Annotated in this window: 12 protein-coding genes, 1 pseudogene and 1 riboswitch; of the genes and pseudogenes, 6 read left to right on the top strand and 7 right to left on the bottom strand. The window is 70.3% G+C overall.

Features of this window, described 5'->3' with window-relative positions:
* Positions 1–83 precede the first annotated feature (83 nt).
* Positions 84–683 (bottom strand): PadR family transcriptional regulator, encoded by a 600-nt coding sequence (locus RLT59_RS33595; RefSeq protein ID WP_311306871.1) that lies wholly within the window; start codon positions 681–683, stop codon positions 84–86.
* Between the two features lie 183 nt (positions 684–866).
* On the opposite strand from RLT59_RS33595, the gene RLT59_RS33590 reads away from it, so the two are divergent.
* Positions 867–1,430, top strand: coding sequence for a DinB family protein (locus RLT59_RS33590; protein WP_311306870.1), 564 nt, complete (start codon positions 867–869; stop codon positions 1,428–1,430).
* A gap of 202 nt (positions 1,431–1,632) precedes the next feature.
* On the opposite strand, the gene RLT59_RS33585 is transcribed toward RLT59_RS33590, so the two are convergent.
* Together RLT59_RS33585 and RLT59_RS33580 are read right to left on the bottom strand one after the other, a co-directional pair.
* Positions 1,633–2,505: an RNA polymerase sigma-70 factor gene (locus RLT59_RS33585; RefSeq protein ID WP_311306869.1), complete on the bottom strand. Its 873-nt coding sequence runs from the start codon at positions 2,503–2,505 to the stop codon at positions 1,633–1,635.
* Positions 2,502–3,080, bottom strand: coding sequence for a carboxymuconolactone decarboxylase family protein (locus tag RLT59_RS33580; RefSeq protein WP_311306868.1), 579 nt, complete (start codon positions 3,078–3,080; stop codon positions 2,502–2,504). Before RLT59_RS33580 ends, RLT59_RS33585 begins: the two co-directional genes overlap by 4 nt.
* Before the next feature lie 148 nt (positions 3,081–3,228).
* Between RLT59_RS33580 and RLT59_RS33575 the strand changes: the two are divergent.
* Positions 3,229–4,043, top strand: a pseudogene (locus RLT59_RS33575) (PhzF family phenazine biosynthesis protein).
* 11 nt (positions 4,044–4,054) lie between these two features.
* On the opposite strand, the gene RLT59_RS33570 reads toward RLT59_RS33575, so the two are convergent.
* A complete protein-coding gene (locus tag RLT59_RS33570) occupies positions 4,055–4,834 on the bottom strand; it encodes a CPBP family intramembrane glutamic endopeptidase (protein ID WP_311306867.1) in 780 nt (259 codons plus the stop codon).
* A 184-nt stretch (positions 4,835–5,018) separates the two neighbouring features.
* On the opposite strand from RLT59_RS33570, the gene RLT59_RS33565 reads away from it, so the two are divergent.
* Positions 5,019–6,806 carry a substrate-binding and VWA domain-containing protein gene (locus tag RLT59_RS33565; protein ID WP_311306866.1) on the top strand — a complete coding sequence of 596 codons (1,788 nt, stop codon included), beginning with the start codon at positions 5,019–5,021 and terminating at the stop codon, positions 6,804–6,806.
* Positions 6,807–6,907: 101 nt separating this feature from the next.
* Here the strand turns inward: RLT59_RS33565 and RLT59_RS33560 are convergent, their stop codons facing one another.
* Positions 6,908–8,413, bottom strand: a complete 1,506-nt coding sequence (locus RLT59_RS33560) for a glutamate-cysteine ligase family protein (protein ID WP_311306865.1) — start codon at positions 8,411–8,413, stop codon at positions 6,908–6,910.
* A gap of 482 nt (positions 8,414–8,895) precedes the next feature.
* On the opposite strand from RLT59_RS33560, the gene RLT59_RS33555 reads away from it, so the two are divergent.
* Together RLT59_RS33555 and RLT59_RS33550 are read left to right on the top strand one after the other, a co-directional pair.
* Positions 8,896–9,489, top strand: a complete 594-nt coding sequence (locus tag RLT59_RS33555; protein ID WP_311306864.1) for a hypothetical protein — start codon at positions 8,896–8,898, stop codon at positions 9,487–9,489.
* 314 nt (positions 9,490–9,803) lie between these two features.
* A complete protein-coding gene (locus RLT59_RS33550; RefSeq protein WP_311306863.1) occupies positions 9,804–10,010 on the top strand; it encodes a DUF5999 family protein in 207 nt (68 codons plus the stop codon).
* Between the two features lie 97 nt (positions 10,011–10,107).
* Here RLT59_RS33550 and gcvP read toward each other — a convergent pair whose 3' ends face one another.
* Positions 10,108–12,993: an aminomethyl-transferring glycine dehydrogenase gene (gene gcvP / locus RLT59_RS33545; RefSeq protein WP_311306862.1), complete on the bottom strand. Its 2,886-nt coding sequence runs from the start codon at positions 12,991–12,993 to the stop codon at positions 10,108–10,110.
* A 193-nt stretch (positions 12,994–13,186) separates the two neighbouring features.
* A riboswitch (glycine riboswitch) is annotated at positions 13,187–13,283 on the bottom strand.
* 113 nt (positions 13,284–13,396) lie between these two features.
* Here gcvP and RLT59_RS33540 point away from each other — a divergent pair.
* On the top strand, positions 13,397–13,765 hold the full coding sequence (locus tag RLT59_RS33540; protein ID WP_311306861.1) for a PRC-barrel domain-containing protein: 369 nt from the start codon (positions 13,397–13,399) through the stop codon (positions 13,763–13,765).
* Here RLT59_RS33540 and RLT59_RS33535 read toward each other — a convergent pair.
* A complete protein-coding gene (locus RLT59_RS33535; protein WP_311306860.1) occupies positions 13,690–15,174 on the bottom strand; it encodes a DNA polymerase IV in 1,485 nt (494 codons plus the stop codon). The genes RLT59_RS33540 and RLT59_RS33535 overlap by 76 nt on opposite strands.
* Between the last annotated feature and the right edge of the window lie 83 nt (positions 15,175–15,257).

The following is a 15,257-nucleotide window of genomic DNA, read 5'->3' as shown; positions in this document are numbered from 1 at the left end:
TGGGGTGTTGCAACGACCACTAGAACTCAAGACATCCGCGGGGCCTTTTCGACGTACAGCTCATCAGCCTTCGCACCGCCGGTTCAGTGCTCGTCGGCGAGGATCAGGTAGAGCTTCTTGCGGGCGTCGTTGATGACCGCGAGCGCCTTCTCGCGCTGGTCCGCAGAGCCGGTCTTCCAGACCTGGCCGAACGCCTCCATCAGGCCGAATCCGGCCTGCCGGATCTCGTTGACCCCTTCCCAGTCGACGCCTCGGCCGGCCTCTTCCCAGGGCGCCTCGGGGCCCGACTCCGCCTCGGTACGGCCGGTGTCGGTCAGCGTGAACAGCTTCTTGCCGCCCTCGCTGGCGCTGACGATCAGGCCCTCGTCCTCCAGGAGCTGGAGGGTCGGATACACCGAGCCGGGGCTGGGCCGCCAGGCCCCGCCGCTGCGCTCGCCGATCTCCTGGATCATCTCGTAGCCGTGCATCGGCCGGTCCTTCAGCAGAGCCAGGATCGACGCACGTACGTCACCGCGGCGCGCCCTTCCCCGGCCACCCCCCCGGCCGCGCCCGCCCCCGAAGGGGCCACCGCCGAACGGTCCGCCACCGAACGGCGGACCGAACTGCCCGAAGGCCGCCCGGCGCCCCTCGAAGTCGCCCCGTCCACGCTCGCCGTGTCCGTGTTCATATCCGTGGGATCGCATGACTGCACGCCTTCTATCGTTGATCGGTCGCGATGCTTCAACGATATATCGGAACCGGTCGCCTGACAAACCTCCTGCTGAAACCGGTCGTCACCTGCGTCAGTGGTTGTTGATCGATCGCAGGCGAAGGCCGACCGGAGACGGCGACGGTGGCGCTGCCCGACGGGTCTGTAACGTGCGGCAATGACAAGAAGCGAGCGACTCGCGGAGCAGTTGGACTGGTACTGGCGCAAGAACCTGCGACCACGGCTGGACGGTCTTACCGACGAGGAGTACTTCTGGGAGCCGGTGCGCGACTGCTGGAGCATCCGCCCGCGTGGCACGTCGGCCGCACCGGAGTCGGCGGGTTCGGGGAAGTGGACGATGGACTCCGCGTCCCCCGACCCGGTGCCAGCGCCGGTGACCACGATTGCCTGGCGGCTGGCGCACATCACCGTCTCCTGCCTGGGCTATCGGGTCGGATGGCACTTCGGCGGCCAGGACATCGACTTCCGGACATTCGCCTACGCGGGGACCGCTGACGAGGCCCTGAAACAGCTCGATGAGATGTACGGGAGGTGGAACGCGGGGGTCCGCGAGCTCTCGGACGCCGACCTGGACAATCCGCCCAAGGTGGGTCCCGAGCGGTTTCCCATGGAGAACCGGGTCCTGCACGTCAACAGGGAGCTGATCCATCACGGCGCCGAGATTTCCCTGCTGCGCGACCTCTACCGTCGGCAGGACGGAGCCGTACCGCACCGGATATGACTTTGCGGCGACCGGCGACCGAGCTTCGGTGAGACCACTCGGCCTTCCTACGTTCTTCTTCGGGACGGCTCTTCGCGGTGCTCGGCGTCGGGGGCCTTCGCGGACCGGACAGGCACGCCGTCAGGTTCGGGCCCTCCGCACAGTCGTGAGTGTTCCGGGCGGTTTCGCCCGGAACACTCACGACACCGGAGCAGCAGCCGGCTCACCTGGTGAGTTCGGCCGGTTCGTCCAGTCGCGTCAGCTTCCGCGGGTTTCTCACCAAGTAGACCCGGGTGATCTGCCCGCTCTCCACCACGAGGCTCACCGCCGTGGCCAGCTCGCCGTCGATCTCGATCCGGCCCGCGGGTGCGCCGTTGAGCCACACGGCAGTCGTCACGAGCGCGGCCGCGTCGAACTGATCGGTGCGCGCGAGCACCTTCGCCACCAGCTCGACCCCATGGATCGGAGCCAGAGCGGCGGCCGTCGGCCCGCCACCGTCAGCGATCAGGACCACGTCCGGCGCCATGACCTCGACCAGCTCCTGCAACTGCCCCGTGCGCAGAGCCCGCAAGAACCGCTCCACCACGGCCGGCTGCTCCGACCGGCTCACCCGCACCCGCGGACGCCTGGCCGCCACATGCTCGCGTGCGCGCCGCGCGATCTGCCGCACCGTGGCCGCGGACTTCCCGATGGCCCCGGCGATCTCTCCGTACGGCAGCTCGAAGACCTCGCGGAGCACGAACACCGCCCGCTCCACCGGCCCGAGCGTTTCGAGGACGGTCAGCATCGCGATCGAGACGCTCTCCGCGAGCTCGACGTCCTCCGCGACATCAGGGCTGGTCAGCAACGGTTCCGGCAGCCACTCTCCGACATAGTCCTCGCGGCTGCATGCCAACGTTCGCAGCCGGTTGAGCGCCTGCCGTGTGACGGTCCTGACGAGGTACGCCCGCGCGTCGTTCACCCGCGACCGGTCGACCTCGGCCCACCGCAGCCAGGACTCCTGCAGCACGTCCTCCGCGTCGGCCGCCGAGCCGAGCATCTCGTAGGCGACCGTGAACAGCAGACCGCGATGGGCGACGAACGGGTCCTCGGTCATGCCGTCGACGCTATACCGGACGTCCCGGGACGCGCGGCCAGCGGGATCTCGCAGGCATCGGAGTAGCCCTGCGAGGTGATCCCGTGCGCCGTTTTGCATCTGGCTGCCAGGTTGGCGAAGCCGATGTACACGGTGATCTCGACCAGCGCCGCCGGGCCGAGCCGGCCGAGCAGACTCTCCGACAGCTCATCGGTGACGGTCGGCGGCGTGTTCGTCATGGCCTCGGCGTACTCCATCACCTCCCGCTCCAATGACGTGAACACCTCCGACTCCCGCCAGCGCGGCACCTGGCTCGCCTTGGTGAGGTCCAGCTTCTGGTTCAGTGCCGCGAAATAGTTGATGTCGAGGCACCAACTGCAGCCGATCTGGGCCGCGACGGCCATGTGCGCGAATGTCTTGAGGCTCGCGTCGGCCGCGTCCCAGGTGCCCACCCTGGCCGAGAACTCCTGGTTGGCCTCGGCGAGCTTGGGGTTTATCCAGAGCACCTCGTTGGGCTCGGGCACGGAACCGAGCTGCTTGATCAGGTCTTCGCGGAGCTCGGCGGGGAGCTCGGCCTTCGGGATGCGCAGTGCCATCGTGTTCTCCTCTGGGCGTTTTCCTGCTTTGGCATGAAGACACCGCCGGGCCCGCGGATGTGACACCCGCCCGGAGGCGGGACAGATCAGTCCGCGGATCCGGAATTGGCCTTGGCCCACGGCTTCGCGGCGCGCCTGCGGTCGGGGCATGAGGATTCGAATCGTCGACGCGTTCACCGACCGCCCCTTCACCGGCAATCCCGCAGGCGTCCTGCTGCTCGGCCCGGAAGGCTTCCCCGACGACAGCCGGCTCCAGCAGATCGCGGCGGAGCTGAACCTTTCCGAGACCGCGTTCGCGCACCCGCTGCCGCCGGGCGGCGCCGCGGACTGGGCGCTGCGCTGGTTCACCCCGGCCACAGAGGTCGACATGTGCGGCCACGTCACCCTCGCCACCGCCCACGTCCTGCACACCACAGCCGTCGCGAGCGGCACGGTCCGCTTCGCCGCCCGCTGCGGCGTCCTCACCTCGACCGCCCGCCCGGACGGCTCGCTCACGCTCGACTTCCCCACCGCGCCGCTGCCCCCGAGGCCACGCCGGACTGGCTGGCCGCCGCACTGGGCGCGGAGCCCGTATCCGTACACGACACGGGCCCGCACCTCGGCGACCTGCTCGTGGAACTGGCCGCCGAGGCGGCCGTACGGGGACTGACCCCGGATCTCGCGGCACTGGCCGCCCACTCGCGGCGCGGCGTCATCGCCACGGCCGCGGCCACCGGGTCCGGCTACGACTTCGTCTCCCGCGGCTTCTTCCCCGCCGTGGGCATCGACGAGGACCCCGTGACGGGCAGCGCCCACACCGCCCTGGCGCCGTTCTGGTCGGCCCGGCTCGGCCGCGACGACCTGACCGGCCTCCGGGCCTCCGCCCGGTCCGGTCTCGTCCGCACCGCCCTGCGCGGTGACCGGACCCTGCTGACCGGCGACGCCGTCACGGCCTGGGACGGAGAACTGCTCGTCGCCCGGTAGAGGCCGGCCGCTCACGGGGTGGGCAGCCAGCCCACCTTTCCGGCGAGCAGCGCGTATCCGACGAACGCCCCGATGTCGAGCAGGGCGTGCGCGGCGACCAGCGGCCCCACCCGCTGCCAACGGCGGTACAGCAGCACGAAGACGACGCCCATCACCATGTTCCCGATGAACCCGCCGATCCCCTGGTACAGGTGGTAGGAGCCCCGCAGCACCGAACTGGCCACCAGGGCGGCCATCGGGGTCCAGCCCAACTGCCCCAGCCGGCGCAGCAGGTATCCGACGACGATAACTTCCTCCAGTACGGAGTTCTGGACCGCCGACAGGATCAGTACCGGGAACTTCCACCACACCTCGGGCAGCGACTCGGGGACGACCGTGAGGTTGAATCCGGCGGCCCGCGCCACCAGATAGAAGGCCAGTCCGGCGCTGCCGATGCCCGCCGCCACCAGCGTGCCGCGCCCCAGATCCGATCCCGGCCTGGTCCGGTCGAGACCGATCGCCCGCAGGCCCGTCCTCTCACGGATCAGAAGATGGGCGACCAGCACGACGGGCACCAGCGCGGTCGCGATACCGAAGAGCTGCCAGGCGAGATCCAGCCAGGGACGGCCGGGTGCGTAGGAGCTGTTGAGCGTCGCCGCCTGGTCCTTCAAACCCCCTGGTTTCGTCAGTGATCCGACAAAACTGATCAGGGCAGACACCCCGCTGGCTCCCAGCGAGAGCGCCAGCACCACCACCGTCTCGGACCGCAAGATCCGTCGTGACACGGCCTCCTGAGGATAAGAATCAGCCACGCGCCCCGCCTCCACCTGTACACCTGCCTTCAGTTGTGCATTCACGTCCCATGCCGCTCCCCGCCCCGCTAGGGTCTCGAATACAGGTACGAAGATCATGCGCGACAGGCCGGGGGACAAGCACCATTGCCGATGGTGTGGTCCCCCTTTTCCTTGTTCATCCTCAAGGAGGGGCACCACCGACATGGGACGTCACAGCTTGCCCGACGACTACACGACGGACGGAAGCGGGGACCGTCCACCGAACCGCCGTCGTACCGTAGCCATCGCCACCGCGCTCGTTCTCGCCGTGGCGGCGGGGACGGCGGTAGCGGCCCAGGGGGGCTTGCTGTCGTTCTCGAAGTCCTGCGAGGACTCCGCGGTGCACCTGTCCATGGTGGCCTCGCCCGATATCGCGCCCGCTGTGCGCGCCGTGGCCGACAAAGCCCGCAAGGACGATCTGAGATCCGACGGACACTGCCTCGACGTGGAGGTGCTGGCCCGTGACTCGTACAAGGTCGCCGACGCGCTCGCCGCCGGCACCAGCAAGCCCGACTACCAGATGTGGCTGCCGGATTCCGACCTCTGGCTGAGCCGGGCGAAGGGGACCGGCGACGCCGTGCCCGTCACCCCGGGCGACTCCGTGGCCACCTCCCCGGTGGCCCTGGCCATGGTGCCCTCCGCCGCCAAGACCCTCGGCTGGCCGAAGAAGAAGTACACCTGGGCCGAGCTGATGGCCACGGCGATGGAGTCCGACAAAGTACGGCTGGGCTCGGCCGACCCGGCTCGCAGCGCCACCGGGCTGCTCGCGCTCACCAGCATCGGCGCGTCCTCCGACAAGCAGGGCGGGGACAGCGACACCAGGGTCGCGGCCACCGCCAAGCTCCTCGCCCAGCGGATGTCGGACGGCGACACCCAGGTGCTCGGGACCCTGGCCGGCGACGACTCGGGCGCCGAGGAGGGCAACCCCGCCCGCAACCAGGCGGTGCTGCTGTCCGAGCAGGCCGCGTTCGCCCACAACGCCGAGTCGACCGGGGCCGGGAAGCTCAAGCTGTTCTACCCCAAGGATGGCACCCCGTTGCTCGACTATCCCTTCGCGCTGGTCAACGAGGATCAGCTCAGCACGGACAAGAGCCGGGCGGCGCTGCGGTTCATGACCTTGCTGTCCGAGGAGAGCTCGCAGCGCACACTGGAGGAGCACGGTTTCCGGACGGTCGACGGCACGGCCGGCGGCGCGCTGGTCGCCTCTGCGGGCGGCAGGTCGCCTCAGCCGTACGCCATCTCACCCGCCACGGCGCCTTCCGACGAGACACTTCAGGAAACGCTCGGCATGTGGACGATCACCGTGCAGAGCGCCCGGCTCACCACCGTCGTCGATGCCTCGGGGTCGATGTCCACCATCGTGCCGGGCCGCAACCAGTCCCGGATGGACGTCACCAAGGCGTCCCTGATCGAGGCCCTCAACCAGTTCACCCCGAACGACGAGATCGGCCTCTGGGAGTTCGCCACCAGGCTCGACGGCGACAAGGACTACCGCCGGCTGGTGGCGACCAGCCGGCTCGGGGAGAAGGCGAAGGACGGCGGCACCCACCGTGCGAAGCTCACGGAAGCCTTCTCGGCGCTGCAGCCCGTGCCGGACGGGGCGACCGGGCTGTACGACACCACGCTGGCCGCTTACAAGGAGGCGCAGCGCACCTATGTGAAAGGCAAGTTCAACGCCGTCGTGATCCTCACCGACGGCTCGAACCAGGATGACCACTCCATCTCGCGCAGCGCCCTGATCGCGGAACTCACCCGGATCGCCGCCCCCGAGCGACCGGTTCCGCTGCTCGCCATCGCCGTCGGCCCCGACGCCGACCGCGAAGAGGTGAACGAGATAGCCAAGGTGACCGGTGGCGGCGGTTACCAGGTCAACGACCCGGCCGAGATCCAGGCAGTGATCCTTCAGGCGGTCATGACCGCCGGGCAGAGCGGCCGCGCCGCCCAGGAGTAGCGCCGCCGCGCCGCGTCGAACGCGAGGGGCGGGGCGGTCCCGTCCTCGGGCCGGGCCCGAGCGCGCGGGGGCCGGACCCGCCCCGGTCCGGCCCCGGCCGCTCATGTCCCCGCGATGCCCACCGGCCAGCTGTGCACGGGCTCTCCGGACTGCATCAGTTCCGCGTACCGCCGGGTCATGGCGGCGAGCGCGGCGTCCCGCCCCAGTCCGGCCTCGCGCGCCCGGTGATAGGTGTCCGCCTGCCACGACGCCCCGTTGGTCCGCCGCTTGCAGCGCTCCTCGATGATCCCGAGATAGTGGTCGCGGTCGGCGGGTTCGATGTTCCACGCGTCGAGCCCGGCGGCCGCCAGCGGCAGCAGTTCGTCCCGTACGAGCTTGGTGACCGGCACCCGGGTCAGCCCGCCGGCCCGGCCGGGCCGGGGCCAGAGCAGCTCGGCGTCGATGCCCCGGCGGCAGGCGGTGTCGAAGTTCTCGGCGGCGGCGGCGAACGGCATCCTGGTCCACACCGGGCGGGACTCCTCCGCCAGGGCCCGCACGAGCCCGTAGTAGAGCGCGGCGTTGGCGATCACGTCCGCGACGGTCGGTCCGGCGGGCAGCACCCGGTTCTCCACCCGGAGGTGGGGAACGCCGTCCGCCAGCCCGTACACCGGCCGGTTCCAGCGGTAGACCGTGCCGTTGTGCAGCACGAGTTCCTGGAGCCGGGGCACCCCGCCCTCGTCGAGGACCCGCAGCGGCTCCTCCTCGTCGCAGATGGGCAGGAGCGGGGGGAAATAGCGCACGTTCTCCTCGAAGAGCTCGTACGCCGAACCCGTCCACTTCTCCCCGAACCAGGTCCTGGGACGCACCCCCTGGTTCTGCAGTTCGGGCGGCCTGGTGTCCGTGGCCTGCTGGAAGAGCGGCGGACGCGACTCCCGCCACAGCTCCCGGCCGAACAGGAAGGGTGAATTGGCTCCCAGGGCCACCTGGACCGAGGCAACCGCTTGGGCGGCGTTCCAGACGTCGGAGAACCGTTCCGGGGTCACCTGCAGATGGAGCTGGACCGAGGTGCAGGCCGCCTCCGGTGCGATCGACCCGGAGGTGCAGACCAGGCGCTCCACACCTTCGATATCGAGGGAGAAATCCTCCCCGCGCGCCGCCACCATTTGGTCGTTCAGCAGCGCGTAGCGGTCCACATCGGAGAGGTTCCCGCGGACCATGTCCGCACTGCCGACGGTGGGCAGGATTCCGATCATCATGATCCCGGCATCGACCTCACCGGCCTTCCGATCGGCATATCCGAGGCCGGTCCGCAGCTCTTCCGCCAGCTGATCGAGAACGCGGCCGTCCAGCCGATGGGGGACAATGTTCACTTCCAGATTGAACATCCCGAGTTCCGTCTGGAAATCCCGGCTCGCGATGCGCTCAAGAACCTGTCCATTCAACATCTTCGGCATGCCGTCGGGACCCGCCAGGTTCAGCTCGATCTCCATGCCCATGAGGTTGCGCGGCCGGTCGAATCTCCGCTCCGCCAGCAGCCTCTCCAGCCCCTCCAGGCACTGGTGGAGCTTCCGTCGGTACCTCTGCCGATCGGACAGGTCAAAGGCGCCCGCCACGACCTTCTCCCCCATCGACGTGTCCCTCCATGAGTGGGCAGCCCGCGGCCCAGGCAGCTCGCGTCACGATCGATAATGCCCAGACGGGGTGATCCATAACGCCCCGCGGACGGTGCGCACCCGCTAATCTGATGACCGCGGCCCGGGGCACATTCACTCGGCATGACACAGTGAGCGGTTTCCACCGTTCGGGGTGCGGGAAATACACCGACGTGTTTCAGCCTACCGCGTCGGAGGGAAAACCCGAGGCGGCAGCGGCGCCGCTCACACCGAATCAGCATAATCACCGCATAATAAAGTCTGGATACTGCCTTGCCGGCAATAGTAGTGACGGCTAGTGGAATCACCGCGTGAACACGTGTCGTATAAACTCCGCGGACGAGGCAGAGAGTTGACGCACCGGCTCAGTCACCGGCCTCCTCTGGCCCCGCACGCCGACAGCGCCGTCTGCACCCGCCCACGCTCCACCGTGTCTCCGAAGTGAGAGGCGACCCACTATGCCCCTGCATGTTCCTCCGGCCCCCGCGCCCGCGCTGAGAAGCGTCCTCGCGGCACTCGGTTCACCCACCGCGGTCCGCGAGGCCCGAACACCTGCCCTGCGGTCGGCCCAGGGCCCCCTGAGCCCCGAACACCCGCTCCCCGTACACGTGCTGGACGGCAGCGGACCGGGCGGACTCGCACCCACCACCCGGCTCGCCGCCTGGCGCTTCCAGATCCGCGGCGCGGAGCGGGCGATCGCCGCGGCGGACACCATCCTCACCCCCGACGGCTGGACCTTCTCGCACTTCTTCGAGGGCCCGTACATCGCCTCGACCGAACTCGCCCTGCGCCAGGCGGAGGCGGTGAGCACGTCCTACCAACCGAGGCTGCTGTCCATTCCCGAGCTCTACATGCTGGCGCTGTGGCTGCACGAGGACACCGAGGCCGACGCGTCCACCGGGTCCCCCGCACCCGCCGATCTGCTGGTGCCGCTGGCTCCCGCCCCTCCGGGCATCGCGGCACACCGTCCGCACCAGGTCGCCGATCTGCTTCCCGTGATCACCACCCGCATCACGCGCGGCCCCGGCCCCCTGCTCGGCTCCCCGGCCTGATCTCCGGCCGCCCCCACTTCACTGTGCCCCGCCTCCGATTCCGGTGGCGGGGCACAGTGCGCGGGGACGCCTCCGCGCCCCATCCGGACTAGCCCCATCAGGCCACCCCGAACCACCCGAAGTGACAGGGCAGTTGCGTTGAACCGTCCGGCCGGGTGATGCGTCATGAGAGGAGAAGCAGCGCTGCCGCGAAATCCCTGCGGATTGACGCCCGTGGGGCAACACTGGGACCGGACCGATCGATACGGGGGGCGGCCGTGAACACCTCTTCAAGCCGCAGGACACTCAACTCAACGCAGCGAAAGAACCCAGCCATGTGTCAGCACCAGCCACCCTGCCCCACAGCCGACTCAGCCGACCGGGAGGCAGCCCGCCCGGTGGCACACCATCCGGAGCAGGGCTGGAGCCTGCTGTGCAACGGCGTCCTGCTTTTCGAGGACACCGGTGAGCTGCTCCCGGACGGGCAGATCATCGCGCCCCACCGGCCGCTGGGAACGGGCCGGGTGGTGAGGGCCGCCTGACCGGGGCAGATACGGAAAGGGGCCGGCCCGGAGAGATCTCCGAACCGGCCCCGGCGCGGTCCCGCGTCATACGACGACGTCCGTGACGTCGGTCCCGTCAGTTGTCGTACTCGTCCAGCGGCGGGCAGGAGCAGACGAGGTTGCGGTCACCGAACGCACCGTCGATCCGGCGGACCGGCGGCCAGTACTTGTCCGCGGCGGTGACCCCGGCCGGGAAGACCGCCACCTCACGGCTGTAGCCGTGCGCCCAGTCCCCGCCCAGCGCGGCCGCCGTGTGCGGAGCATTGGCCAACGGGTTGTCGTCCGCGCTCCACTCGCCGGAGGCCACCTTCTCGATCTCGCCGCGAATGGCGATCATCGTGTCGCAGAAGCGGTCCAGCTCCGCGAGGTCCTCGCTCTCGGTCGGTTCGATCATCAGCGTGCCCGCGACCGGGAACGACATGGTCGGCGAGTGGAAGCCGTAGTCGATGAGCCGCTTGGCCACGTCGTCGATGCTGACTCCGGTCGCCTTGGAGATCGGCCGCAGATCCACGATGCACTCGTGCGCCACGAGCCCGGCCGGGCCGTTGTACAGGATCGGGTAGTGCGGCTCCAGCCGCTTGGCGATGTAGTTCGCGGCGAGTACGGCGACCTGCGTCGCACGCTTCAGACCCTCCCCGCCCATCAGGCGTACGTACGCCCAGGAGATCGGCAGGATGCCGGCCGAGCCCCACGGCGCAGCCGAGATCGGGCCGACCCCGGTCTCCGGACCGGCGGCGGGCTGCAGCGGGTGGTTCGGCAGGTACGGCGCCAGGTGCGTGCGCACCCCGACCGGGCCGACGCCGGGGCCACCGCCGCCGTGCGGGATGCAGAAGGTCTTGTGCAGGTTCAGGTGCGAGACGTCGCCGCCGAAGTGGCCCGGCTTGGCGAGGCCGACCAGCGCGTTGAGGTTGGCGCCGTCCACGTACACCTGACCGCCCGCGTCGTGCACCTCGGCGCAGATGTCCGCGACGTGCTCCTCGAAGACACCGTGCGTCGACGGGTAGGTGATCATGAGCACGGCCAGCTCGTCGCGGTACTGCTCGATCTTGGCTCGGAGGTCCTGGATGTCGACCTCGCCGTCGTCGGCGGTCTTCACCACGACGACCCGCATGCCGGCCATCACCGCACTGGCCGCGTTGGTGCCGTGCGCGGATGACGGGATCAGGCAGACCGTCCGCCCGTCGTCACCGTTGGCACGGTGGTACGCGCGGACAGCCAGCAGCCCGGCGAACTCGCCCTGCGAGCCGGCGTTCGGCTGGATGGACACCGCGTCGTAGCCGGTGACCTCGGCAAGGCGCTCCTCCAGCTCGCGGATGAGCGTCAGGAAGCCCTGGGCCTGCTCGGCCGGCGCCAAGGGGTGCAGCGCGCCGAACTCGGGCCAGGTGATCGACTCCATCTCGGCGGTCGCGTTCAGCTTCATGGTGCAGGAGCCGAGCGGGATCATCCCTCGGTCCAGCGCGTAGTCGCGGTCGGCGAGCTTGCGCAGGTAACGCAGCATCGCGGTCTCGGAACGGTGCTGGTGGAAGACCGGGTGGGTCAGCACGTCGTCGGAGCGCAGCAGCCGCTCGGGCAGCGCGTCGGCGGTCGTGGCGTCCAGCGCCTCGATGTCACCGCTGACGCCGAAGGACGCCCAGACGGACACGATCTCCGTACGCGTGGTGGTCTCGTCACAGGCGAGCGAGACGAGGTCGCCGTCAACGAGCCGCAGGTTCACACCGCGCTCGCGGGCGTCGGCCACGACCTCCGCGGCCCGGCCGGGCACCCGGACGGTGAGCGTGTCGAAGTGCGAGTCGGTGACGACGTCGACGCCGCCGGCCCGCAGGCCCTGCGCGAGGATCGCGGCGTAGCGGTGGGTGCGCCGCGCGATCGTCCGCAGCCCGTCGGGGCCGTGGTAGACGGCGTACATGCCGGCCATCACGGCGAGCAGCACCTGAGCGGTGCAGATGTTGCTGGTGGCCTTCTCGCGGCGGATGTGCTGCTCGCGGGTCTGGAGGGCCAGCCGGTAGGCCTTGTTGCCGTCCGCGTCCACGGAGACGCCGACGAGGCGGCCCGGCAGGCTGCGGGCGAACTTCTCGCGCACGGCCATGAAGCCGGCGTGCGGTCCGCCGAAGCCCATCGGCACGCCGAAGCGCTGGGTGGTGCCCACCGCGATGTCCGCGCCCAGCTCGCCGGGCGAGGTGAGCAGGGTGAGCCCCAGCAGGTCAGCGGCGACGGTGACGATCGCGCCCAGCTCGTGGGACTGCTCGATGACGGGCCGCAGGTCGCGCACGGCTCCGGAGGCGCCCGGGTACTGCAGCAGTACGCCGAAGACGCCGCGCTCGGCGATCTCCGCCGGGATGCCGTCGGCCAGGTCCGCCACGACGACCTCGACACCGGTCGGTTCCGCGCGGGTCCGGATCACGGCGACGGTCTGCGGGAGGGCGTCGGCGTCGACCAGGAAGACGCCGTTCTTCACCTTGCCGACGCGCCGCGCCAGCGCCATCGCCTCGGCGGCGGCGGTGCCCTCGTCGAGCAGCGAGGCGCCGGAGGTGGGCAGCCCGGTCAGGTCCGCGACCATCGTCTGGAAGTTCAGGAGGGCTTCGAGGCGGCCCTGTGAGATCTCCGGCTGGTACGGCGTGTAGGCCGTGTACCAGGCGGGGTTCTCCATCACGTTGCGGAGGATCACCGGCGGGGTGAACGTGCCGTAGTAGCCGAGCCCGATCATCGGGACCAGCACCTGGTTGCGGTCGGCGAGCGCCCGCAGCTCGGCCAGCACCTCGGCCTCTGTGCGGGCCTCCGGCAGCTGGAGCGCCTCCGCGCTGCGGATGACATCGGGCACGGCGGCCGAGGTGAGCTCGTCGAGCGAGCCGTAACCGACCTGGGCGAGCATCTTCGCCTGCGCCGCGGCGTCGGGACCGATATGACGCTGCTCGAACGGGATTCCCTGTTCCAGCTGGGAGAGCAAAGTGCGGCGGGGGGTCATGGTGGAGGCCTCCTGGTCTGTCACGACCTGCGAGGGGCACCGCGGCGCGGGGTGCCCGAACGGCCTCCCCCTCTGTCATCTCAACCTGAGAGCTTCACCGGTGCCCACTGCGCGCACCGGCTTTCACCGTCGGTGAGGGAGGGACCCACTCGGCACCCGGCCGTGCGGAACCCGCCCTGCTTTCCAGAGTGACCTCGTCCGTGCGGTACGGGGGCCTGAGAGATTCCGGGGAGGATTTGCTCCTTCGGCGCCTCCGGACTCGCTCCGGAGGACTCTCCCGCACGGGGTAAGCAGCCGCCCCCAGCCTACCAGCGGGGTGCCCGGCAGAGTTTTCGAGTGGCCAACCCCACGGATCTGCACTTCTGTGGTTCCTGTGGAGTACCCGCGACCCGTGGGAGGGACCGTGCAGACCGACATCGATCCGCGCAGCCTGATCGGCCACAAGGCCTTCGACCGCGAGGGCACCAAGATCGGAACCGTGGACGAGGTGTACCTCGACGACGCGACCGGTGTGCCGGAGTGGGCGGCCGTACGCACCGGACTGTTCAGCCGGGACGCCTTCGTCCCGCTGGAGCCCAGCGAATTCGTCAAGGACGTGCTGCACGTCCCCTTCGACCGCAGGCTGATCAGGGACGCACCCGACTTCGGGGTCGGCCGGCACCTCTCACCGGAGCAGGAGCTCCAGCTCTACCGGCACTACGGTCTGGACTCCCCGCCCGAGGAGACCGCCCCCGACCGGGACTTCGGCAGGCTGGCCGGCCAGGACGAGTAGTCGGCCGGGTCCCGTAGGAGCGGCAGCGGATCGGCCGGCCGGAGTTCCGGATCGTCGATGCGGAACGTACGCACCCGGCCGGGCGCCGATTCCGGCTCCTCGAAGCGCACCGTGACCCGGCCGACCCCGCTGCCCTGTACCCAGCCATGGCCGTGGGTGTCGTGCCGCACGTCGTGTCCGGCCGGCCAGCGCCGGGCGGCGAGCTGCTCCGCGCTCTCCGGTTCCGGCTCCACGGGCTGCGGTCTGTCCTCGTCCGCTCCGGCCTCCCCGACGGCCTCCGCACCACCGGCCGGCCCGGCGGCGAGGGCCGCGGCGAGCCCCGCCGCGGCGCGCTCGTCGGCCGCCTGCGCGAACAGATCCTCCTGGGTGTAGTCGGCCAACCCGGTGACGCCCACTCCCAGCAGCCGCACTCCCCCGGTGGTGTCCACGGACTCCAGCAGCCGCGCCGCGGCCTCCCGGACGACCGTGGGGTCGTCGGTGGGCCCGCGCAGTGTCTCGGAGCGGGTCAGGGTCGAGAAGTCGTACCGGCGCACCTTCAGCACCACGGTCCTGCCCGAGCGCTCCGCCGCGCGCAGCCGCTGCACACACCGGTCGGCAAGGCGCTCGACCTCGCTCCTGACCCGGACCCGGTCGTGCAGGTCCGTGTCGAAGGTGTCCTCGACCGAGACCGATTTCGCGTCGCGCTCGGCGACGACCGGCCGGTCGTCGTGGCCGGAGGCCATCCGGTGCAGTGAGCTGCCGTGCGCCTTGCCCAGCAGCCGTACGAGCTCCGCCTCGCCCGCCTCGGCCAGGTCGTCCACCGTGGTCATCCCGGCACGCCGCAGATGGTCCGCGGTGGCCGGTCCGACGCCGGGCAGGGTGCGCACCGGCATGGGCGCGAGCATCTCCCGTTCGGTACCCGGCTCTATCAGCATGATCCCGTCGGGCTTCGCCTCCTCCGAGGCGATCTTGGCCAGCATCTTGGAGCCGGCCAGACCGACGGATCCGCTGAGTCCGGTGACCGCCTCGATCGCCTCGCGCAGCTGCTCGCCGATGGCCAGCGCGGAGGCCGTGTCGTCCGCGGTGCCGCCCGCCTCCAGGTCGACGAAGGCCTCGTCCAGGCTCAGTGGCTCCACCAGCGGCGACAGGCGGCCCAGCAGCTCCATGACCTGGTCGCTCACCGCCCGGTAGAGCGCGAAGCGCGGCACCAGATACGCGGCGTTCGGCGCCAGACGTCTGGCCTGCGCCATCGGCATGGCCGAGTGGACCCCGAAACGCCGGGCCTCGTACGAGGCGGTGGCGACGACCCCGCGGGGCCCCAGCCCGCCCACGACGACCGGTTTGCCGCGCAGGCTCGGCTTCGACGCCTGCTCGGCGGAGGCGTAGAAGGCATCCATGTCCAGATGCAGGATGGTCGGCACGGGTCTCACATCAACCGATGCTGCCCCATGGCACTGACAATCGCCGGACGGCGCTCCCCCGCCGGCCCCGGGCGGCCCGGAACCGGCCGGGG

The sequence above is a fragment of the Streptomyces sp. ITFR-6 genome (genome assembly GCF_031844725.1).
GTDB lineage: Bacteria > Actinomycetota > Actinomycetes > Streptomycetales > Streptomycetaceae > Streptomyces.
This window is presented reverse-complemented; position numbering and strand designations above follow the sequence as displayed.